Raw genomic sequence first — 22206 nt, 5'->3', positions numbered from 1 at the left:
AGCGCATTTTTTGGCCAGTATACGCGTGCCCTGTGACGTGCCATCACGGGGAAGTCCATCAGGCGGCTAAGATTCGCGGACCGATGAACGCAGCCCCCCTCGCCCTGCTGATGCTGTTCCTCGTCGCCTGCGCGCTGTGGTGGCGCGAGCGCAGCCTTGCACGCCGCCTGCAACGCGAGCACCGCGCGGCGGCGGCGGAGCTCGAAGCCAGCTTCGCCGAACGCGAGGCGCTGATGCGCGAGCGTGTCGCGGCCGAGGAACGCGAGCGCATCTACGCCGATCTTCACGACGACATCGGCGCCCGCCTGCTGGGCCTCATCTACGCCAGCCATTCCACCGCACAGGCGGACATTGCGCGCACCCTGCTGCAGGACCTGCGCGACGTCGTGTCGCGCTCGCGCGGTGCGCCGGGCACGCTGCTCGACGCGCTGCAGGAGATTCGCAACGAAGCCCGGCAGCGCCTCGAGCTGGCCGGCGGAACCCTCGACTGGCAGCAGCCGGACGAACTGCCGGACCCGCAGCTCGACCAGGGGCAGGCCCTGCACCTGTTCCGCATCGTGCGCGAGGCGCTGAGCAACGCCCTGCAGCATGGCGCGGCGCGGCGCATCCGCATCCGCATCGCGCGCAGCGCCGATCACCTGGTGCTCGATGTCACCGACGACGGTCCGGGCGTGAGCACCTCGCCGCCCGAGGGCCGCGGCAGCGACAACATGCGTCAGCGTGCCGCCGAGCTCCAGGGCACGATCGCCTGGGACGCCGGCACGCTCGGCGGCACCAAGGTGCTGCTGCGTTTTCCCCTGCCCGGCGGCAGCGACACGACCTGAGCACCATGCCGTCGATCACTGTCTGGATCGTGGACGATCTGCCGCAGACCCGCGCGTGGCTGCGCGGCGCGGTGACCGCGGCTTTCGACGATCCGCTGATCCTCGATGCCGGCAGTCTCGCCGCCGCCCGCCGGCTCCGGCAGGCGCATGGCTGGCCGGATCTCGCGTTGATCGACCTGCATCTGCCGGACGGCCGCGGCACCGAGCTCATCGCCGAGCTGCATCGCACCCGGCCGGACGTGGCGATTCTCGTGCCGACGATCTTCGACGACGACGCCCACCTGTACGACGCGATGCGCACGGGCGCCGGCGGACACCTGCTCAAGGATCAGCCCGTTGAGACGCTTGCGACGGCCCTGCGCGCGAACGCCGCCGGCGCACCGCCGCCGCTGTCGCCGTCGCTGGCCCGCCGCCTCCTTCGCGAGCTCGAGGCCATCGACGCACCGCCGCCCGACACCGTGCGTCGCTATCTGCAGCAACGTGCGCGCGGCCTCACTGCCGCGGAGGCGACCGAGCTGTCCGGCATCGACGGCGCCGCCCTGCACCGGGCACTCGCGCCGCTGCGCCAGAACTGAGCGACTAGGGCCTGTTAACACTACGGACGCTCGCTGCGTTGCTGCCCAAAATCGTGCTGGGCAAGGCGCGCGCCGCAGGGCTTGGTGGTTCCAAGCCCAAGGTGCGCAACGCAGGCCAGCGCGATTTTGGGCGCAACCCTTCGGGACGGAGCCGTTTTGGCGCAGTGCGGCGTTGCCAGCCGCTTGCTTGGAATGACCAAGCGTCGCGTCTGGCGCCTTGCCCTGCGCCAAAACGACCGCCGTCGCAGCGACCGCCGTAGTGTTAACAGGCCCTAGAAGTCCAGATCGAGCGCGCCGCAGAGCCAGTCGAGCATCGGCGCCATCGCGGCGTACCGCTTCGCCAGGCGTTTGGGCAGGTCGGCGCGCAGGAGCTCGTCCTCGTCGATCGAGGCACTGGCGACGAAGTCTTTGCGGCGCAAGTCGTCGATCAGCTCGTGCTCCGGATCGTAGCCGCGCGGCGGCCGGCTCAGCATCTCGCCGCCCAGTTCGAAGACCTTGCGGAACGCCGCGCTGCGCGTCGCCTGCTTCCAGCTCGACGGGTTGCTCACCATGTAGTCACGCACGCGCTTGAGCGTCGCCGGCTGCGGATGCCAGATGCCCCCGCCGAGGAAACACGCTCCGGGTTCCACATGCAGGTACAGACCCGGCGCGTCGAGCCGGCCCATCGCCGCATTGCCGGCGGTCTGCGCGCGCTGCATGTCCTTGGTTGCCGCGTGCGCAAAGTACATGCCGACATGCGTCTTGTACGGCCGCTTGTCCTTGGCGAATCGCGTGTCGCGATGGATGCGGAACAGGGAGCCGCCGACCGGCTTGGCGATCGCGGTGAGCTGCGGGCTGATCGCCTTCAGCGGGGTCGCCAGATCGCCGATCAGGCGCAGCGCCGGACCGCGCACGTGCTCCTCATAACGCGGCTTGTTGTCCGCGAACCACTCGCGCGAGTTGTTCTTCGCCAGCGCCTTGAGGAAGCGGAAGGTCTGTTCGGTGAAGTAAGGCTCTGCTGCCATCTGAACCTCGCTGCTGCTGTTGCTCCTGCAGGGGCGCTTCAGGTGCAACCGCGTACCCGCTTGCAGGAGGTCGCGCCCACAGGCGCTCCTGCACGAATGCGACAGGCTACGGCTCGGTATACGGCACCTCGATGCCGCCCATGCCTGCGCGCATCGCCGCCTGCGCCTGCGGGCTCAGCCGTTCGAAATCGGAGCGCCGGTAGCTGCGCTGCGCGCAGTTCGCGGCGTACTGCTGCTTGACGACATTGATCGCGCGAATCTCGTCCTTGATGCGCTCGATCTCGGCATTGAACGCCCGCGCCTCGTCGTTGAGCAGACGCCGGCGCTCGCTATAGTCGAGGCCGGCGTTCAGATCCTCGCTGCCGATCCCCTTCGCTTCCGCAGCCAGCGCGCGCTGGCGCTGCTGGATCGATTCGCGCTGCTCGTCGAGCTGGGCGTTGCGCGCCAGCAGACGCGGCGCCTCGCTGCGCAACTGCTGAACCTGTTGCGCACAGCGCGCCAGCGCGTCGGCGTCGAGCGGCTCGGACTGCGCCCAGGCGGAGCCGGCGACCAGCAACGATGCGATCGGAACCAGATTCCTGTTCATCACCCTGCTCCTTCCAGAACCACCAGCAAGTCGCGTGCGTTGACCGTCGTACCGCGGGACACCTTGACGTCCGCGATCGTCGCATCGGACTCGGCGCGGATCTGCGTTTCCATCTTCATGGCCTCGATCGACAGCAGCGGATCGCCCTTCTTGACCTTCTGCCCCGGCTTGACGGCCACGGCGACGACCATGCCGGGCATCGGCGCGCCGATGTGGCGCGGATTGCCGTCCTCGGCCTTCGGATGCTCGGCCTTCGCGGTCGCCCCGGCCTTGGGCACGCGCACGACGCGCGGCTGCCCGTTGAGTTCGAAGAACAGCTTGACGATGCCTTCCTCCGGCACCTCGGCGCTGCCCTGCAGCTTGATCAGCAGGGTCTTGCCGGGCTCCAGGTCGACCGAAATCTCCTCGCCCTCCTGCAGGCCGTAGAAGAACGCCGGCGTCGGCAGAACGGACACATCCCCGAAATGGCTGCGGTGCTCGGCGTAGTCGTGGAACACTTTCGGGTACATCAGGTAGGACGCGAGGTCGGCGTCGTTGAGCTTGCGCCCCGCGGCCTTCTCGCCCTCCGCACGCGCGATCTCCAGGTCCACGGCCTCCAGCGACGCTCCGGGGCGCCCTTCCAGCGGCGTCGCACCCTTGAGGACCTTGGCCTGCAACGCCGCGGGGAAGCCGTCCGGCGGGTAGCCCAGCTCGCCCTTGAACAGCGACACCACGGACTCCGGAAAGGCGATCTCGCGATCCGGATCGGTGATGTCGTCGGCGTCCAGGTCATTGGCCACCATGAACAGCGCCATGTCGCCCACGACCTTCGAGGTCGGCGTCACCTTGACGATGTCGCCGAACAGGCGGTTCACCGTGGCGTAGGCCTTCGATACCTCCGGCCAGCGCGCCTCCAGACCCAGCGCACGCGCCTGCTCGCGCAGGTTGGTGTACTGGCCACCCGGCATCTCGTGCCGGTAGACGTCGGCAGTCCCCGAACGGATATCCGCCTCGAACGGCGCGTAGTAGCGGCGCACGCCTTCCCAGTACATCGAGATCGCCTGCATGTGCTCCAGCGACAGACCCGGATCACGGTCGCTGCCCGCCAGCGATGCGGCGATCGAGCCGAGGTTCGGCTGCGAGGTGAGGCCGGACATGCTGTCGAGCGCGCCGTCGACGGCATCGCAGCCGGCCTCGACGGCAGCGAGCACCGACGCGGCGCTGATGCCGCTGGTGTCGTGCGTGTGGAAATGGATCGGCAGGCCGACCTCCTGCTTGAGCGCGGTGACCAGCGCATGCGCGGCACGCGGACGGCAGACACCGGCCATGTCCTTGATGCCGATGATGTGCGCGCCGGCCTTCTCCAGCGCCTTGGCCATGTCGACGTAGTACTTCAGGTTGTACTTGGGCCGCGACTCGTCGAACAGGTCGCCGGTGTAGCAGATCGTGCCTTCGCACAGGGCGCCGGTCTCGCGCACCGCGTCGATCGCCACACGCATGTTCTCGACCCAGTTGAGCGAGTCGAAGACGCGGAACAGGTCGATGCCGTTCCCGGCTGCCTGCTGCACGAACTGGCGCACGACGTTGTCCGGGTAGTTGGTGTAGCCGACGGCGTTGGAGGCGCGCAGCAGCATCTGCAGCAGCACGTTGGGCACGGCCTCGCGCAACTGGCCGAGACGGTCCCACGGGTCCTCCTTGAGGAAGCGCAGCGCGACGTCGAAGGTCGCCCCGCCCCAGCATTCGAGCGAGAACAGCTGCGGCAGCATGCGTGCGTAGTACGGCGCGATCTCGACCATGTCGCGCGTGCGCATGCGCGTCGCGAACAGCGACTGGTGCGCGTCGCGCATCGTCGTGTCGGTCAGCAGCACCTGCGGCTGCTTGAGCATCCACGCGGCGAAGCCGTCGGCGCCGAGTTGCCGGAAGCGGTCGCGCGAGCCGGGCGGAACCTTGCCGCTGATGTCCGGGATCAGGCTCGACGGCGGCAGCACCGGCTCGGCCATCGGCGTCGCCGGGCGCGTGCGTCCCTTCATCTCCGTGTTGCCGTTGACGACGACCTCGCCGATGAAGCGCAGCAGGCGCGTCGCGCGGTCGCGGCGCTTGGCGAACTTGAACAGGTCCGGCGTCTCGTCGATGAAGCGCGTCGTGTTCTCGCCGGACTGGAACGTCGGATGGTTGATGACGTTCTCGAGGAACTGCAGGTTGCTCGACAGTCCGCGGATGCGGAACTCGCGCAGCGCGCGGTCCATGCGCTGCACGGCCTCGTCAGACGTGGCGCCCCAGGTCGTGACCTTGACCAGCAGCGAATCGTAGTAAGGGGTGATCACCGCACCCGAGTACGCCGTGCCGCCGTCCAGGCGCACACCGAAACCGGCGGCGCTGCGGTAGGCGGTGAGCCGGCCGTAGTCGGGCTGGAAGGCGTTCTCCGGATCCTCGGTGGTCACGCGGCACTGCAGCGCATGCCCGGTGAGCGAGATCTGGTCCTGCTGCGGCACGCCGCACTGCGGCGTGCCGATGCGCATGCCCTCGGTGATGCGGATCTGCGCCTTGACGATGTCGATGCCGGTGACCTCCTCGGTCACGGTGTGCTCGACCTGGATACGCGGGTTGACCTCGATAAAGTAGAACTTGCCGCTGTCGGCATCCATCAGGAATTCGACTGTGCCGGCGTGCGTGTAGTCGACGGCACGCGCGAGCTTGAGCGCGGATTCGCACAGCGCGGAGCGGCTGCTGTCGTCGAGATACGGCGCCGGTGCGCGCTCGACGACCTTCTGGTTGCGACGCTGCACCGAACAGTCGCGCTCGAACAGGTGCACGAGATTGCCTTGCGTGTCGCCGAGCACCTGCACCTCGACGTGGCGCGCCCGCCGCACGAGCTTTTCCAGGTACACCTCGTCGTTGCCGAAGGCCGACGCGGCCTCGCGGCGCGCGACCTCGACCTGATGCTCCAGATCGGCTTCCGACTCGATTACGCGCATGCCGCGGCCACCGCCGCCCCAGCTCGCCTTGAGCATCAGCGGGTAGCCGACCTCGGCGGCGAGCTTGTGTACCTCGCCCATCTCGCGCGGCAGCGGGCCGGTGGCCGGCATCACCGGAACGCCGGCCTTGATCGCGACGTTGCGCGCCGCGACCTTGTTGCCGAGCGTGCGCATGACCTCCGGACGCGGACCGACGAACAGGATGCCGGCCTTGTCGCAGGCCTCGGCGAAGTCCGGGTTCTCCGACAGGAAGCCGTAGCCGGGGTGGATCGCATCGACGCCGGCCTGCTTGGCGACGCGGATGATGCCGGCGATGTCGAGGTATGCCGCGATCGGCTTGAGTCCGGCACCGACGCGATAGCTCTCGTCGGCTTTGAAACGGTGCAGCGCATAGCGGTCTTCGTTGGCATAGATCGCCACCGTGCGGATGCCGAGTTCGGCCGCGGCGCGCATGACGCGGATTGCGATCTCGGAACGGTTGGCGACAAGCAGCTTGCGGATGCGGCGCACGCGTTTCTCCTGTTGATTCGTGTCAGGCCCGCAGGCGGGCGTGATGCCAGTCCAGATGGTCGTCGATGAAACTGGCGATGAAGTAGTAGCCGTGGTCGTAGCCGTCGTGACGACGCAGCTTGAGCGGCTGCCCTGCAGCGGCGCAGGCCTGCTCGAAGCGTTCCGGCAAGAGCTGGCCCGCGTGCAGGAACTTGTCCGCGAGCCCCTGGTCGACGAGGATCTCGTCGGTCAGCGCACTGCCGCGCGCGAGCATCAGGCGGCTCGCATCGTGTGCGTTCCACTGCGCGCGGTCGTCGCCCAGATATTGCCCGAATGCCTTCTGGCCCCAGGGGCAGTCGGCCGGCGCGCAGATCGGCGCGAAGGCCGACACCGAGCGGTACAGGTCCGGATGGCGCAGCGCCAGCGTCAGCGCGCCGTGTCCGCCCATCGAGTGGCCGAAAATGCCGCGGCTGCCGTTGGTCGAGAAGCGCGATTCGACGGAGTCGCGCAGCTCTTCGCTCACGTAGTGGTTCATGCGGAAGTGCCGCGACCACGGCGCCTGGCTCGCATCCAGGTAGAAGCCGGCGCCCTCGCCGAACTCCCAGTCGCCGGTCGCACCATCAATCCCGGTGGCACGCGGGCTGGTGTCGCAGGTCACCAGCATCAGGCCCAGCTCTGCAGCACGACGCTGCGCGCCGGCCTTGATCATGAAGGTCTCTTCGGTGCACGTGAGACCCGCCAGCCAGTACAGCACCGGCACGGGCTCGCGCGCAGCCTGCGGCGGCTTGTAGACCGAAAACCGCATCGGCAGGCCGATCACTTCGGAGTCGTGCCGGTAGAAACCCTGCACGCCACCGAAGCAGGCGTGCTCGGAGATCGTCTCGACCGCCATCAATACACCACCACCGCGCGGATCGACTCGCCGCGCTCCATCAGCGCGAAGCCGTCATTGATCTGCTCCAGCGGCATCGTGTGGGTGATCAGGTCGTCGATGTTGATCCTGCCGTCCATGTACCAGTCGACGATCTTCGGCACGTCGGTGCGGCCGCGCGCGCCGCCGAAGGCCGAGCCGATCCAGCGCCGACCGGTGACGAGCTGGAACGGCCGCGTGCTGATCTCCGCGCCGGCGGGAGCGACGCCGATGATCGTCGACACTCCCCAGCCCTTGTGACAGCACTCCAGCGCCTGGCGCATGACCTGCACGTTGCCGATGCACTCGAAGCTGTAGTCGGCACCGCCACCCGTGAGCTCGACCAGATGGCCGACCAGGTCGCCCTTCACATCCTTCGGATTGACGAAGTGGGTCATGCCGAACTGCCGCGCGATGGCTTCGCGCCCGGGGTTCATGTCGACCCCGACGATCATGTTGGCGCCCACCATCCTCAAGCCCTGGATGACGTTGAGGCCGATGCCGCCGAGGCCGAACACGACGCAGTTGGCGCCGGCCTCGACCTTGGCGGTGAAGATCACCGCACCGATGCCGGTGGTCACGCCGCAGCCGATGTAGCAGATCTTGTCGAAGGGCGCGTCCTCGCGCACCTTGGCCAGCGCGATCTCCGGCAGCACCGTGTAGTTGGCGAAGGTGCTGCAGCCCATGTAGTGCAGGATCGGCTTGCCGCCCAGCGAGAAGCGCGAGCTGCCGTCCGGCATCAGGCCCCTGCCCTGCGTCACGCGGATCTTCTGGCACAGGTTGGTCTTCTGTGAGGTGCAGTACTCGCACTCGCGGCATTCCGGCGTGTACAGCGGAATCACGTGGTCGCCCTTCTTCAGCGACCTGACGCCGGGTCCGACGTCCACGACCACGCCCGCCCCTTCGTGGCCGAGGATGGCCGGGAACAGCCCCTCGGGATCGGCGCCGGACAGCGTGTACTTGTCGGTGTGGCAGATGCCGGTGGCCTTCATCTCGACCAGCACCTCGCCCTCGCGCGGGCCCTGCAACTGGACGGTTTCGATACTCAGCGGTTTACCGGCCTCGAAGGCCACGGCCGCGCGGACATCCATGTCGATCTCCGTTGATGGTCGGGTGGAAGGGCGCAAGAGGATACGTGCCGCAGCGCCACGCGGCAGCGGCCCAACATTAAGTCAGGCGGGCAACCGCGGTCCAATCACCCTGCGGCTCAGGCGCCGCGGGGCGCGCCGCCGATCCGTCGCAGGCTGTAGATGCGGTAGCTGCCGAAGCGTTTGGCCAGCGCAATCTCGCCGGCATACTCCACGTGGAACTCGCCCGGCGCGGACACCGCAAGTTCGGCGGCGAAGGCTTCGGTCACGTAGGTCGTGCCGGGCGGCGTCACCGGCTCGACGCGCGCGGTGAACGACAGCTGCGTCCCGTAGAAGGTGCGCACGCGCTCGATCGCATCGGTCCCGTGCCAGGCCGGGGCGAAGTGCGCCCCCACCCGGATCTCGAGTTGGGAGAGACGGCCGCTCAGCTGCGGACGCAGATCACGCACGGTGCGCAGCATGGCTTCCGTCGCCAGCGCGGCGCTGCGCGCATCGCCGGTGACCAGATGCAGGGCATCGCCCCAGGTCTGCTGCAGGAGGATCTGCCTGCGCAGCGGCGCGAGATGGCGTGCCAGCGCCGGCACCACGCGTGCCCAGTACTGCTGGATCTCCGCATCACCCAGTCCGGCGAATCCGACCATGTCGCTGAACACCAGTCCGACCATGCGTCGGCGGCCCAGCCCGCGCTGTCGCGGCGGCACCGGTGGAGCGTCGATCACCCAGCGTCGCGCCAGCGCCGAGCCGCCTGCGCGCAGGCGCCGCAGGTCGACGTCAAGCGCGCGCGCGTTGAGCATGGCCAGACCGTAGAGCTGGCGCTGCGCATGTCGCTGCAGCCAGCCACGCTCGCGGTCCAGAAAACCGCGACAGCGCACGACGCTCTCGACGCGACCGGCCAGGGGTTCCGGCAGCTCGGACTCACGGCGAAGATCGAGCAGGTGCAGGCGCACGCCGGCGTCGAGCAGCCGCGCCAGCACCGATACCGGCACTGCGGTCCGGTCGGCCGCCTCGCCGAGCAGGGCATAGACCGGGGAATCGCGCAGCTGCGCCGCCAGCTCCGGCGCCACGGCCTCCGGATAGGCCCGCGCCGGCGCGAGCAGATAGACCATCGGCATCGCCAGCGCATCGAGCACACCCGGGTCCTCACCGCGCGCTTCCAGCACCCGGCGCAGCTGCGCACGCGTGCGTCCGCGCGTCACCAGGTCGCCGCGCAGCAGCGGGTCGGCGGCAGCCAGTTCCGCCCGGCAACCGTCGAGATCGCCCAGCACCGCCTTGGCTTCGGCCGCGCTCACCCAGTGGTAGTAGCGCGCGCGCTCGTCGGCCGGCGCCGGTTGCTCGGTCAGGGCCCGCACCGCGCGCGCCAGGCGCTGCGCCCGGCGATGCTGCCCGCTGAGCAGGCTGGTGGTGGCCGCGTTGATACCGGAGAACGCGCCGCCGGAGCGGTTCCAGGCGTCGGTATAGTGCGCGGCGGCCAGCCGCAGGTTGGTCTGCACGTCGTCGCCGAGCAGGGCCAGATCCTTGTGCAGCCGTCCGCGCAGCGCGCGCCAGTCCTCGTTGCGCATGCCCTCGGGCGGTGCCAGCGCCTCGTAGCGCTGCAGGGCCCGGTGCGGACTGCCGCTGGCGGCCAGACTCTGCAGATAGAGATAGCGCAGTGTCGGGCTGGCGCCCCCCCGATCCAGCGCCCGCGCAGCCAGATCGTTGGCCGACAGCGCATTGCCGGCACGCATCCGCGCGCGGATCTCGTCGATGGTCTGTCGCGCACCGTCGAGTTGCTCGCCGACCTCGGTCGCTGCCTGCTCGCCGCGCGGATCGATCAGGACCAGACGGCGGCCGTGACGGTCTCCGGCATGCGCCCCGAGGCTCAGCTCCGGCGGGATGCGTCCCGGGTTCTGCCACCAAGCCACGACCTGCGCCGCGCCACCGACCTGCCCCGGGTGGTTCTCGCGCAACACCGCGAACAGGATCTGAGCCGACTCGGCGAGCAGTGCCGCGAGCTGCTGGAAGCCGCGTTCGGGCGCCTGCGCCGGCGCGACGAACTGCAGACGCTGATCGGCCCGCGCCAGCAGGCGCTCGAAACGATGTTCGACGCGCCGCTGGGCGGCCGGCTTGATCGTCACGCCGAGGGCGTGGGCACGCTTGCGCCAGTCCTCGAGCATCTGCGCCGGCGGGCCGACCAGGGCCGCCGTCAGGTGGCAGCTCAGACGACGTCGCTGACAGACCGCGAGGATCGCATCGGTCAGCACCAGGTCGGCGCCCGGCGCCAGCCCCGACAGCAGCCGCAGGCCCTCCAGTTCCGGTGAGGCATCGAGCAGGCGTTCCAGGCGCGTGCTCGCCTCGGCCTCGACCTGCTGCCGCTCGGTTTCCGGCAGGATCAGGTGGCCGGTGACGCCGAGAACCGGCCGGCCGCTCAGTTCACCCGGAGCGCTCGCTGCGTTCACGATCGCTCACTTCTTGCCGAAGCGCGCACGATGGAACTCGCCGCGACTGAACACGATCATCGGAATGTCATCGAAACCGCGCAGCTCGCCGAGCACGATCTCGGTCTCGGCCTTGCGCTCGTGATCGTGCATCCGTCCCCTGCGCAAGTACCATCGCCCCTCGTCCTCGGCCAGGTCCGCACGCAGACCGCTGAACTCGCGCAGCACCGTTCCCTTGCGTTCGACCTGCAGGCGCAGCGGCACGCAATGCGCCGCGTCGATCAGCAGCGTGCTGTCGTCATCCGCCGAGGCCTCTTCCGGTGGCAGCTTCAGGCGTACGGCGCGTGCCGGTGCGCCGTCGTACTGCGCGTCCGGAAGCATCTGCATCGTCGAGCCACCGACCATGCCGAAGGCCTGACGGATGTCCGAATAGCGCAGGGCGCTGCCGAAGAACTGCCCGTCCATCGCCGCGCCGTTGATCTGGCGCACGCGATTCATCGCCGAGAGGTAGACGAACATCTGCTCGCCCTGCTTGCGTTCGAGAAACAGGAAGGCGGACCCGTCCAGGTGCGAGGGCTGGTCGATCTGCAGTGTCAGCGCTCGACGCTCGTCGTTGCCGTGCATGTACAGCGTGCCGCCCAACGTCTCGCTGACGCCATCGGTCACGGTGGTCATCTCGAAACGGTTCACGCGCACCGCAGCCGGCACGTTGGCCTGCATGCAGGCACGTAGCGCCGCCTCGTCCTGCGAAGCCGCCCCCGCAGGGCCGGCAACGAACAGCCCCACCAGCAAACCCTTGATCCCGTCGCGCATCGGCTGTCTCCCCATGTTGGGCGCGCGCCCTCGACCCATCGCGCGGCGTTTGCGTCATCATGCCGCATCGCTCAGCATCGGACTGAGAAAAATCCGCCAGATCGGACCGTGCCGGCAGGCTTCGATCGACTGGATGACATCGCATCATGGGCCGTGGCAGCGCGGCAATACGCCGCTATCGTGCATCGGCCGCGCGGACTGCGTTCAAGAGCAGAGAAGCGGCTCGCAGGCTGCGCTGCGGGTCCGCTCGGATGTCGGCAGCAGATCTCTGAATCGATCCTGACTGCATACCCCGTCTTGAGCTTGGCGGCGATCAGCGCCCCGGGAACGCCCGCTCGGGTCGAGAGGCCTCGACCCGAGCGGGCGGACCTCAACGGAACGCGGAGAGGAGCCGACTCACCTCCATTCAGCTCACTGCGTCCCCCCGTCCTTCACGACGGGGTCATGGCAGCCCTTCTCACCGTTTCGGTTCTTGAAGTTCAAGGTGAGATTGACCTGCTGGCCGGTGTAGGTGCCCGAGGAATCATTCAGGACGAACGTCACGGAACCGCTGCCGGATCGGGTCATCGCCAGCCAAGGGGGGCAAACGCCCGTCGAAAACGTCACGCCGTGTTCGCCGACACCCTGATCGAACTGCCAATCCTCCGCCACGCCATCCCCCATGTAGAACTTGATCTTGTCGCCGTTCCTGAGGGTGTAGGTGCTGCTGTCCGAGTCCTTTCCAGACTTGACGTCCTTCTTGCCCAACTTCACGTCGGTTTCCTTCATCACACGCTCCTTGGTCGGGATGCTGGTCCTTCGGCCAGCGGCTGCGGTCCACCGTCGCAACGGCGGGCCAGGAAAAGAAAGTAGTTTTCGTCACCGACACCGGCCTGTTCCCATTCAGTTCTCGCCTTGCATCTCGCAGTCCGATCCAGCAACAGCGCCAACCAGCGCTCCCTCAGCTCGCGGCCGGCGTGCTCCAGGGGTGATCTGGCGTCGCTGGATTCGAGTGCTGCCACGACACGCTCGCGTCTTTCCGTGGAGGCCGACTGTTCGAACTGGAGCAAGCGCAAGTCGATTTCCAGGCGTCCCCGTTCCGCTCCGGCCAGCACCTCCAGGAGTTCCTTGGCAGCGCGAAGTGCTGCCTCCACGACTGGAGCGTCGCGCTGCACCAAGCCGACCCCAGCGACGACGAGAGCGTTGCGCATGCAGACGCCGGCGAGTTGTCCATCCTCGGGGGCTTGCCGGCGCAATCGATCGCATGATGCGAGTTGCTCGGTCGGCGTGCGCGTTGGCAACGAACGCCCTCCAAGCATCGCGGCGATCGCCTCGAACTGGAGGGCGACAAACTGATACTTCTGCCACTGATGGTTCGCTGGATCGGCCCGGTGGAGAAATTCAAACTGCCCGACCGCCGCTTCAGCGGCGTCCCGCATGACCGCAACCTCACCGGCGGCCAGCGCCGTCACGGCCTTCTGGTTGAAAAGCAGCGCCAGGTCATAGCGCGCAACAGGCTCTCCGTCAGACGTCGACACAATGTCGGTCTGCCGTTCGATGGCCTCGTCGATCACTCGACGCGACTCATCCAGGCGAAGCAGTTCGCGTAGACCTCTGCATCGCCACGATAAGGCGCCGACCAAAGAGCGTTCGAACCTGGACCCGTTGGGGTTTCGATCGATCAGGTGCAAGTAGGCTTTCGTAGCTTCATCCAGCGCGCGCAACATCTGCTCATGCTGGTCAGTGCGCTCGAAATAGGCGGCCATGTTGTTGTGGGCGTAGGCCAGTTCCAATTGCGATTCCACGTTGGTCGGGTCGAGCTGCACCAGCTTGCGCGCCGACGCGAGATAGCGTTCGAACCACGGCAGCGTGTATTCGAACTCGCCACGTTCGAAGTGGTCGTAGCCGATGTAGAACTCGCTCTGTGCGATGTTGAAGATCGCCTGCCGGTCGCCCGGATGCCGGAGCACGAGTTCCTCGTCCAGCCGCAGCGCTTCCTGGAAGGCCGGCGAGGCTTCGGCAAGCTTGCCCTGCTGCACGCGCACGTCGCCGATCTGGCGCAGGGCCTGCGCACGGGCCGCGAGTTCGGCGTCGCTCAGCTGTTCGGGCGACACCCGGCCGAAGTAGGCCATCGCCTGCTCGCCTACCGAGTCCAGGATGTCGAGCTTGCCGATGGGCTCGAGCTTCTTGCGCAGGTCGCCGAGCAGGAACTGGATCAGGCCCTCGGCCTGGGTCTGGCGCGCTTCGGCGAGCCGACGCTGGGCCTGTGCCTCGTTGCGCGACTGGATCGCGAGGAACGACAGGCCGGTGGTGAACACACTGGCCGCCACTGCGGCGGCGGCGATTGCCGTCAGCCGCCGCTGGCGGCGGTGCGCATCGCGCTGCTTGAGCACGTCCAGTCCGATGTCGAGTACTCCGGCGACGAGCTTGAGCAGGGCGTCGCGCCTGCCGTCCTTGCCGGGCCGGATGTCGGCGGCAATGGGCTCGGCGCGTTCGTCCGTGAGCTGACCGTCGGCACCCACCTGCCGGCGCAAGGCCGGTGCAAAGCATTCCTCGGCGGGCTCTCCCTTTTCGCTGGCGAAGGGCTCGCCATCGGCAATCACGCAGAACACACGCCGCCCCTTGCCCAGCGCCTTGAAGGTGCAGATCTCCTCATTGACCCAATGAGAAGCTGCCGACTGCCGGGAGGCAATCACGATCAGCGATTCGGCGCGCGTCAAGGCGTCGCTGATCTTCGCACCCAGAGAATCCGACGAAGGCAGTTCGTCGCGGTCACGGAACACCGGGAACAGCCGGGAGGGGACCTCCACTCCGCCCTGCGCGGTGCCGACGAGCTTCTTCGGCAGGCGGTAGGTTTCCAGCGCCTTGTGCAGCCACTTCGCCACCCTCTCATCGGCGTGGCTGTAGCTGATGAAGGCCCAGTAGCGTCCCTGCGTCATCCACCCGTCCCCCGACCTGGCCCGCAGCGTATCCCCGGCTGCGACTGCGGACTGTGAGAATTCCCGCGTCAGCGCATGCCGCTCTCTCCCGATGCCGCCGGCAGCTCCGGCACGATGATGCTGCGACCCTGCGTGCGGATGCGTCCGTCCTGCTCCAGCTCGGCCAGTGCCTTGCCCGCGGTTTCGCGCGTACAGCCGGTCAGCATGCCCAGCTCGTCACGCGTGATGCGCACGCAATGACCGCCGTCGACGCGCTGCGCATCGGGACGCGCGGCAAGCTCCGCCAGCACGTACCAGATGCGTTCGCTGAGCTTGAGCACGCGCACGCCGACGAGGCGCCGGTTGGTGCGCCGCAGGCGCGCGGCGAGCTGACCGGCGAGTTCGAGCCACAGCACGGGGTGCTCGCGGCTGAGTTCGACGAACCGCGCATAGTCGATTTCCAGCAGGGTGGAGTCGACCCGTGCCTGGACCTGCGCGCTGCGCACGCCGTCGCCGCTCGGGAACATGCCCATCTCACCGAAGAAATCGCCCGGACCGAGCAGCGACAGCACGGCTTCCTCGCCGTGCCAGTCCGACAGGGAGACCGTGGCCGCCCCGCGGTCGATGAGGTACAGGCTGCGCGGGACATCGCCCTCGTGGATCACGACCTGGCGGGCCGCCACCTGCCGGCGCACGGCGACCGCGTACAAGGCCTGCAACGCACGCAGGTGATCCGGTCCGTTCGCGGCCTCGAGCATGATCAGGCGCCCCTGTTCGCCAGAGTCTGCAGATTAGCGAGTGGCCGGGACGGCGTCGATCCTCGCCCGGCGCGGCCGGGATCTCAGGGAATCCAGCGCAGCGGCTCCAGCCCGCCGAGCGGCCTGGCCCATTTCTCGCGCGCGGCCTCGCTGATCAGCCAGTCGCGGAACGCGACCACCTCGTCCGACGCCTGCGGCGGGTGGACGACGTAGTACGCCGAACTCATCGTCAGGCTGATCGGGAACGGGATCGCCAGCCGGCCGCGGCTGAGTTCGCGCGCCGCCAGCAGCGGCACGCCGAGCACGACGCCCATGCGGTCGGCCGCTGCCTCGATCGCCAGTGCCACCTGGTTGAAGGCCGGCCCCCGACGGTAGTCCAGGTCCGGCACGTTGGCGGCCTTGAACCAGTCGCGCCATCCCGGCCAGCCGACGTCCATCTGCGCCACGTCGTTGCGGATGTGCAGCAGCGTGTGATGACGCAGGTCGCGCGGTTCGCGCAGCGGATGGCGGCCGTCGATCAACGCCGGGTGACACATCGGCGTGGAGTGCAGCGCGAACAGCTTGTGCACGACGTTACCGGCGTAGTGACCGTCGCCGAAACGCACGGCGATGTCGCAGTCCTCGAACAGGTCGTCCGGGTGGTCGGACTCGCGCAGCACGGCATCCGACATCGTCGTGCGGGCCGCGAGCTGCAGCTCGATCTCCGGGTTGCGCTCCTGGAACGCGGACAGGCGATGCAGCAGCCAGCTCGCGCCGAATCCCGGCGACGCGCCGATGGTCAGGCGCCCGCGATTGTCGGACTTGCGGATCTCGAGCTGCTCGACCGCTTCCTCGATCTGCCGGAAGGCGGCGCTCAGACGCGGCAGCAGCTCGGCCCCGTCGTCGGTCAGTTCCAGACGTCGCGGCAGCCGACGGAACAATGCGACTCCGAGGCGCTCCTCCAGGACCTTGACCTGCTGGCTGACTGCGGCCGGCGTGACGAACAGCTCCTGCGCCGCCTTCTGCACACTCAGGTGCCGGGCCGCGGCCTCGAAGGCGCGCAGCGCGTTCAAAGGGGGGAGACGCATTAGCTTAGTTTTACTTAACTGTCGGCAGAAAAATCTCGGTTGTCGGACTTTAACCGGAGTCCGAGAATGCATCCATCGCCACCGCATGACGCGCGCATCGACGCAGCGGCCCGGTCGGCAACGAGTCTCCTCCAGATCCCGGTCACGGGATCTCGCACCTTGGCCGCCCAGCTCCTCCGGGCGGCTTTCTTTTTTCCGGCGCCGGTCCGCGCAACGCGGACGTAATGTTCAAACCGGGGCGGAGACGGGGTAGAACAACAGCGCCAGTGCACCCAGTCCGGCATACATGCCGATCTCCAGCGTCTCGCTGATCGGCTGGATGCGCAGCACCGCACCCCAGATGTGCGCCACCATCATCAATGCCGCCACGGCGATCAGGACCTGATAGGTGAAGACCAGCCCGCTGCCGGTCAGCGCCGCGCGCAACATCAGCGCCTCCACGATCAGGATGAACGCCCCCAGGCAGCGACCGAAGTACACCGCGAGATCGGTGTGCTCCGGAATGCGCCAGCCGAACCAGCGCGCCCAGGTCAGCGGCACCAGAAAGATCGGCAACGCGAACACCAGCGTCGTCGCGACCATCACCATCAGCAGAAAGGTCTGCGCGTGCGCGCTCCAGAGTCCGAGCATGGTGCTGTCTCCCAGGGAGGTCGGTGGATCACTGATGCTGATCGGGCCGGCGGCCTTGGCGCAACACCCTCGCGGAGGGAGGTCTCCTCGGGAACGCGTGAGAGGGATTCCCCTTCGGGCCGGCCGCTGCCGCGGCTTCGAATCCCTCTCACTCCTTCGACAAGCACATACGCAAAAGCCCCTTTTCAAGGGGCTTTTGCGTATGTGTGGCGTGAGAGGCAGCCAAAAACCCGTGTTATGGCTATGAATATACAACAAAAAATGAGTTAGCTTTTTGCTGCTTACCCGAATAGTTACCCGAACATTCGAAAGTGACCGCGGAATTTCAGTGAGTGACGTCCGCTGAGCACCACTCTGCAGCAGATAATTTTACGTGATTTCTGACGAACGGTCACAGCACGAGCAACCAATCCAACAACTCCGCGCAGCGCTCTCACTACTTTGTTGATAGGAGCCTTGATCAGGCGGATCTGATCGTCGAGATCACCAAGCGCAGAAAACCGGGACTGGTTCGTTTCGCCTTCTTAGTCGCTCCAGAGCTACGCCTGGGATCGACTACGACCCGTATCGGTTTCGTACGGGTTCGACATGTCATTCCCTGCCTTCTGCGTCTTCCCTCGGTCGCGGTGGATGTACCTGCGGCTCGCCATCGCCTCTTTGTCGATGTGCGGTGCCACATCGTCAGTCGCCCTGAACACCGCCAACATCGCATCGTCGGCGATGTCGCCCGACTGTTTGGAGTATCGGGTCACCGGGATTTGCTACTGGCTGCTGTGCACGATCACCGGCTGCTCGGTAGAGACATCGATCAAGGTCAGGCACTACGTCCCCGACGCCGTGGTATCGAGCTACTCGAACACCGGCGAGAACCCCTGGACCGAAGTCCGGGCGATGAGCCAGCCCAACTCGAGCGCCCGGGGCGGCGGCGACGGCACGACCAACCACGACAACGAAAACAATCTTGCCCGCTTTAAGAACGCCGACGTCATCGGGCATCCCGGGGGCTTTGTATTCAGCCAGTTCGCCAGCGCATCCGGCTATAGCTGCTCAGGCGCCGGCGCTGCATTCGCACCGTACCTGCTCAGCACGCTCGATACGCTGGCCTGGCGCTACAACGTCCCCGAGGCGCTCTACCCGGAAGCGCTGATCCCCGGCATGCGGGAGATTGGACGTCGAACGAGCCTCAACCTCTGGGGCAACGTCTACCCACGTGGCGGACTGCTCCATCAAGTCGATGACTACAAGGCCGGCGCCGTCGTTGCGCAACGCGCGGGGGACATCGTTACCCGTCGTGGCCAGCCGCATGTCTACCAACCGCTGCTGGCCAGTCCCGCAGACGGCTATTGGCCCGCAGGGGCACTGGTGGAAAGCGACGCGTCAACCGGTAAGTGGCAGGAGCTGACACCCGCGCTGTCGAACAGCTGCACGGTCTTCCCGCACGGCCGCACCCGCGTGCAGGCGCGGCGCGGTGACTATGCGTGGGCGCTGTGGCGTCCTTATGCCTGCTGCCAGCGCGAAGGCCAGACTTTCCTCGGCAGCACGGACTTCATGTGAGTGCGCAGCGATGAACGCTCTGCCCTCCCACTACGTGCGTCGCGCAAGGCCGTACCTGCAGGCGCTCCTGCTCGGCGCTGGCGCTGTGGCGGCGGTCGGCAGCGCTTCTGCCTCTCAAACGCGCATCGACAGCACCGGTGTCAGTGTCAGCGGCAGCGTGATTGGCGACGACGTGCTCTACAGCATCGGCGGGGGCCGCGCCGTATCCATGAGTGGTGCCGGCAACATGCAGAGCATCGGTGTCGGGGTCGGTTGGAACAGCAATCTGATCTGCGGCGACATGAGCATTACGACGACGCTGCACAATCAGCTCAACGGTATCACGCAGGGTTTCCAGGCGATCATGTCGAACGTGATCGAGAACGCTACCGCGGCAGTAGCATCGCTGCCCGCGTTGATTATTCAGCGCGCGGATCCCGGCTTGTATAACTTGTTGACCAACGGAATCCTGCAGGCCAGGCTCGATTTTGACAGGTCCAAGCTCACCTGCCGGGCCATCGCAAATCGAATGGCGGACATGGCTGGCGGCCAGGCCGGATGGGACCAGCTTGCCGAGGCCATGGCGCTCAAGGAGGCGGTCGGCAGCAGCGACGCCGTCTCCGCAATCGAACAAGCCGAGTCCAACCGCGGCAACAGCGGCGTGCCCTGGATCGGCGGTGGCAATGCCGGCGGTGCCGATCAGGACGCGATTAAGGTGGTGGGCGATGTCACCCGCGCGGGTTACAACCTGCTCAACGAGCGCAGCGTTACCGACACGTCCTCGATCGACCCCAGTACCTGCGGGAATCGCCTGACCTGCCAGACCTGGTCGTCGCCGGAGGCCGCGGCCGAGTGGGCGACCCGCGTTCTCGGCGAGCGGGAGCAACGCACCTGCGAGACCTGCACGAAGACCGAGACCACGCCCGGCGTGGGCCTGACACCGCTGATCCAGGAGGAATTCGAGATCAAGCTGGAGGTTCTGCAGGAACTGGTGATGGGAGTTCGGCCGACGACAGTCGCCAATCTCGATACGGCCGGCAGCGGCTCGCTGCCGATCACCCGCGGCGTGATCGAAGCCCTGCGAGATGAACCCGATCAGGACGTGCTGGGCAAGCGTCTCGCCTCGGAAGCCGCGCTGTCCAGCGTGCTGGAGAAAGCCCTGCTGCTCCAGCGCACGCTGCTCACCGGCAGGAAGGAACCGAACGTCACGGCCAATGAGCTGGCCCTGCAAGCGATCGATCAGGAGATCGACGCGCTGGATCAGGAGATCCGCAACCTCAAGACCGAGTTGGAGCTGCGGCGCACGTTGGCTGGTAACTCGGCGCTGGCGATCCTGCAGCGCCACAGCGGCCGCGCATCCGGATCGCGCGGTGTCTTCGAGGGAGACACCACACGCGATCGGCTCAACGAGCTTCAGAAACTGCAGAGCGGTGCGCCATGAACCGGCCAGCCTGGCTTTCCAATCGCCGCGTGGTTGCCGCGTTGGCGTGGAGCCTGCTGGTGGTGCTTATCGCGGTGGCCGTGAACATCGCCGGCATACACTTCATCGGCAGTATCGACGACTGGGAGCGCTGGCTCGAAACGCATACGGAGCACTTCTTCGTATCGCGGCTCTGCCTTTACTCAGCGACAGCCGGCGGCTGGTGGTGGATGCGCAAGCGCCTGCGGCAGCGGGAGCCGGCGGCGCAATCTCACCAGCGGCTGCTGCGCACGGAGATTGCGGCCGTGATCACGCTCGTGCTGCTCGAAGGTAGCTTGCTGCTGCGGCACGGCTGAGCGTGTGAGACCGACATGACGCTCTACACGTCGGACTACCTGGAGTACTACCTGACCCTGGTCGGGTGGATCGTGAATAACGGGATCTGGAGCATCCTTGTCGCGAGCGGGGTCTTCGCATTGCCGTTTCTGGCGATCATCATCCAGGAATGGCTGCGGGCACGCACCGAAGGCGCCGATGAGGGCAACAAGGGCGTGCTGTCCTCGATGCGCGTCGAGAGCCGCGTGTGGGTGGCGATCGTGGTGATCCTATTCGCGGGTATTCCGTTCATCCCGGTGGACTTCAACACGATCAAGTTCGATACCAGCCGCTCGGCGCAGTGTCAGGTCAACGTTCCGCTACCCGCCGATACGGGATGGTCGAACGCGTACACGACAATCAACGACCAGAGCGCACTCGTCCCGGTGTGGTGGTTCTTCATGCACGCATTGTCCCGCGCCGTGACGGGTGCGGCCGTAGCGGCGATTCCCTGCGGCGCAGATCTGCGGCAGATGCGCATGGACGTCGACGCCACCCGCATCGACGATCCCGTGCTTGCTCAGGAAATCGCGGATTTCACGCATGACTGCTACGGACCATCGAGGGCGAAGCTGTTCATGAACAGACCGACGCTCTCCAACGAGCAGATGAACGACGTGACCTGGATCGGATCGACGTACTTCCTCAACACGCCGGGCTTCTACGACACCTACCGCTCCAGAACACCGCGCACGGCCTGGCCGTATGACGTCGATCGCGATGCAGGGCTGGCACAGGTGGACAGCGGTGGCGGCTATCCGTCGTGCTCGCAGTGGTGGTCCGACGACAGCTACGGGCTGCGCAGCCGGTTGCTGGCACAGATCGATCCGGGACTGCTGTCCCGCATCGGCCAGTGGGCCGGCTTCCTGTCGCAGGACCAAGTCGACGATTCGGTGATCCGCGCCCTTGCCTCGCCTCGGCAGCAGAAGCTGAACCAGGGGGCCGTCTATACCGACTATGGTGGGCAGATCGACAAGACACTGCCCAACATCGTGACGCGCGGCGCCTCCGACCTCGGCTTGCTGGTAGGCGCGCTGGGCATCTTCCCCGCCATGGACGTTGTGCGTCAGGCGCTGCCGATGGTGTTGTCGCTGCTGAAGATGGCGCTCGTCATCTGCATCCCGCTAGTGCTGCTCATCGGCACCTATGACCTAAAAGTAGTGATGACAGTGAGCTGCGTGAAGTTCGCGCTGTTCTTCGTGGACTTCTGGTTTCAGCTCGCGCGCTGGATCGACTCGACCATCCTCGATGCGCTGTACGGCTGGGGCCTCGGCTGGAACCGACCGCACACCAACTTCAATCCCCTCATGGGGCTCAACAACGCTTTCGGAGACATCCTGCTGAGTTTCGTACTGGCGATGATGTTTATTGTGCTGCCTGCCTTCTGGATTGCGGCACTTGCGTGGGCTGGCGTACGTGCGGGCAACGTCGCTCAGATGATGATCACGTCAACCGATGGAGCGAAGTCCGCAGGAGGCAAAGCCGTCAATAAGGTGGTCTAGTCGTCATCCGGATCGCCGAGATCGATGCGTGTTTCTCCACGGTACAGGCCGTATCCGGACAAGCCCATGCGCCATTCCGCCTTCTCATCGTCATCTTCAGGGACTGCATTGTCGACAGCCCAAACAAGCACCATTGCAAGCAGCAACAGCAGCGCCAACCAAAACGCCGCGTACAGCAGCACACCCAGCACAACCAGCTTGGCGATCCACAACAGGGCCCTGGCTGCACTCGTCGGCACGCCGCGCCCTACCAGCCAGCCAGCGGCACGCTGTTCGCGACGCAGGTATCCACCCCAGGTGCGGCCTGCGCCACGGCCCAGCCGATGAACCCAGCTTCCACTATGTGCATGCGTTGCCATGGCTCGAC

The 22206-nt window shown here is 66.8% G+C and carries 19 protein-coding genes; 6 read left to right on the top strand and 13 right to left on the bottom strand.

The features are described 5' to 3' along the window. Nucleotides 1-83: 83 nt before the first annotated feature. Both C8D93_RS15560 and C8D93_RS15555 read left to right on the top strand, forming a co-directional pair. The gene (locus C8D93_RS15560) at nucleotides 84-824 is read left to right on the top strand and encodes a sensor histidine kinase (RefSeq protein ID WP_245903930.1); all 741 of its coding nucleotides are present in this window, start codon (nucleotides 84-86) and stop codon (nucleotides 822-824) included. 5 nt (nucleotides 825-829) lie between these two features. Next, nucleotides 830-1399, top strand: coding sequence for a response regulator (locus tag C8D93_RS15555; RefSeq protein WP_110266136.1), 570 nt, complete (start codon nucleotides 830-832; stop codon nucleotides 1397-1399). A gap of 272 nt (nucleotides 1400-1671) precedes the next feature. On the opposite strand, the gene C8D93_RS15550 is transcribed toward C8D93_RS15555, so the two are convergent. The 12 genes from C8D93_RS15550 to C8D93_RS15495 form a co-directional block, all read right to left on the bottom strand. Beyond that, nucleotides 1672-2403, bottom strand: a complete 732-nt coding sequence (locus tag C8D93_RS15550) for a DUF2461 domain-containing protein (protein WP_110266135.1) — start codon at nucleotides 2401-2403, stop codon at nucleotides 1672-1674. Between the two features lie 106 nt (nucleotides 2404-2509). Continuing rightward, on the bottom strand, nucleotides 2510-2989 hold the full coding sequence (locus C8D93_RS15545; protein WP_110266134.1) for a hypothetical protein: 480 nt from the start codon (nucleotides 2987-2989) through the stop codon (nucleotides 2510-2512). Further along, nucleotides 2989-6396 (bottom strand): pyruvate carboxylase, encoded by a 3408-nt coding sequence (locus C8D93_RS15540; RefSeq protein WP_380732961.1) that lies wholly within the window; start codon nucleotides 6394-6396, stop codon nucleotides 2989-2991. The genes C8D93_RS15545 and C8D93_RS15540 overlap by 1 nt, the downstream gene beginning before the upstream one ends. Before the next feature lie 79 nt (nucleotides 6397-6475). Continuing rightward, on the bottom strand, nucleotides 6476-7324 hold the full coding sequence (gene fghA, locus C8D93_RS15535; RefSeq protein ID WP_110266132.1) for an S-formylglutathione hydrolase: 849 nt from the start codon (nucleotides 7322-7324) through the stop codon (nucleotides 6476-6478). Then, entirely contained in the window at nucleotides 7324-8433 is a 1110-nt protein-coding gene (locus tag C8D93_RS15530; protein ID WP_110266131.1) for an S-(hydroxymethyl)glutathione dehydrogenase/class III alcohol dehydrogenase, read from the bottom strand. The genes fghA and C8D93_RS15530 overlap by 1 nt, the downstream gene beginning before the upstream one ends. 116 nt (nucleotides 8434-8549) lie before the next feature. Continuing rightward, on the bottom strand, nucleotides 8550-10865 hold the full coding sequence (locus C8D93_RS15525; protein WP_110266130.1) for an adenylate/guanylate cyclase domain-containing protein: 2316 nt from the start codon (nucleotides 10863-10865) through the stop codon (nucleotides 8550-8552). A 6-nt stretch (nucleotides 10866-10871) separates the two neighbouring features. Further along, nucleotides 10872-11657 carry an outer membrane lipoprotein-sorting protein gene (locus C8D93_RS15520; protein WP_170124053.1) on the bottom strand — a complete coding sequence of 262 codons (786 nt, stop codon included), beginning with the start codon at nucleotides 11655-11657 and terminating at the stop codon, nucleotides 10872-10874. A gap of 411 nt (nucleotides 11658-12068) precedes the next feature. After that, nucleotides 12069-12425, bottom strand: coding sequence for a hypothetical protein (locus C8D93_RS15515; protein WP_110266128.1), 357 nt, complete (start codon nucleotides 12423-12425; stop codon nucleotides 12069-12071). Continuing rightward, on the bottom strand, nucleotides 12425-14575 hold the full coding sequence (locus C8D93_RS15510; protein WP_110266127.1) for a toll/interleukin-1 receptor domain-containing protein: 2151 nt from the start codon (nucleotides 14573-14575) through the stop codon (nucleotides 12425-12427). The genes C8D93_RS15515 and C8D93_RS15510 overlap by 1 nt, the downstream gene beginning before the upstream one ends. 68 nt (nucleotides 14576-14643) lie before the next feature. After that, entirely contained in the window at nucleotides 14644-15312 is a 669-nt protein-coding gene (locus tag C8D93_RS15505) for a cyclic nucleotide-binding domain-containing protein (protein WP_110266126.1), read from the bottom strand. Between the two features lie 83 nt (nucleotides 15313-15395). Continuing rightward, nucleotides 15396-16379 carry a transcriptional regulator GcvA gene (gene gcvA / locus C8D93_RS15500; RefSeq protein WP_170124052.1) on the bottom strand — a complete coding sequence of 328 codons (984 nt, stop codon included), beginning with the start codon at nucleotides 16377-16379 and terminating at the stop codon, nucleotides 15396-15398. Nucleotides 16380-16607: 228 nt separating this feature from the next. After that, a complete protein-coding gene (locus tag C8D93_RS15495; protein WP_110266124.1) occupies nucleotides 16608-17009 on the bottom strand; it encodes a hypothetical protein in 402 nt (133 codons plus the stop codon). Nucleotides 17010-17639: 630 nt separating this feature from the next. On the opposite strand from C8D93_RS15495, the gene C8D93_RS15490 reads away from it, so the two are divergent. Genes C8D93_RS15490 through C8D93_RS15475 form a run of 4 tightly spaced genes read left to right on the top strand, consistent with a single transcriptional unit; the run spans nucleotide 17640 to nucleotide 21839 of the window. Further along, nucleotides 17640-18563, top strand: coding sequence for a TIGR03756 family integrating conjugative element protein (locus tag C8D93_RS15490; RefSeq protein ID WP_110266123.1), 924 nt, complete (start codon nucleotides 17640-17642; stop codon nucleotides 18561-18563). A gap of 10 nt (nucleotides 18564-18573) precedes the next feature. Then, nucleotides 18574-19983, top strand: coding sequence for an integrating conjugative element protein (locus tag C8D93_RS15485; protein WP_110266122.1), 1410 nt, complete (start codon nucleotides 18574-18576; stop codon nucleotides 19981-19983). Next, nucleotides 19980-20318, top strand: coding sequence for a hypothetical protein (locus C8D93_RS15480; protein ID WP_110266121.1), 339 nt, complete (start codon nucleotides 19980-19982; stop codon nucleotides 20316-20318). Before C8D93_RS15485 ends, C8D93_RS15480 begins: the two co-directional genes overlap by 4 nt. A 15-nt stretch (nucleotides 20319-20333) precedes the next feature. Next, a complete protein-coding gene (locus C8D93_RS15475) occupies nucleotides 20334-21839 on the top strand; it encodes a conjugal transfer protein TraG N-terminal domain-containing protein (RefSeq protein WP_110266120.1) in 1506 nt (501 codons plus the stop codon). On the opposite strand, the gene C8D93_RS15470 is transcribed toward C8D93_RS15475, so the two are convergent. Next, nucleotides 21836-22198 carry a DUF3742 family protein gene (locus C8D93_RS15470; protein ID WP_110266119.1) on the bottom strand — a complete coding sequence of 121 codons (363 nt, stop codon included), beginning with the start codon at nucleotides 22196-22198 and terminating at the stop codon, nucleotides 21836-21838. The two genes, C8D93_RS15475 and C8D93_RS15470, sit on opposite strands and share 4 nt — an antisense overlap. Between the last annotated feature and the right edge of the window lie 8 nt (nucleotides 22199-22206).

The organism is Sinimarinibacterium flocculans (assembly GCF_003201205.1).
GTDB classification, from domain to species: Bacteria; Pseudomonadota; Gammaproteobacteria; order Nevskiales; family Nevskiaceae; genus Solimonas; species Solimonas flocculans.
The sequence above is the reverse complement of the archived record's forward strand: the minus strand, read 5'-3'. Positions and strand labels throughout refer to the sequence as shown.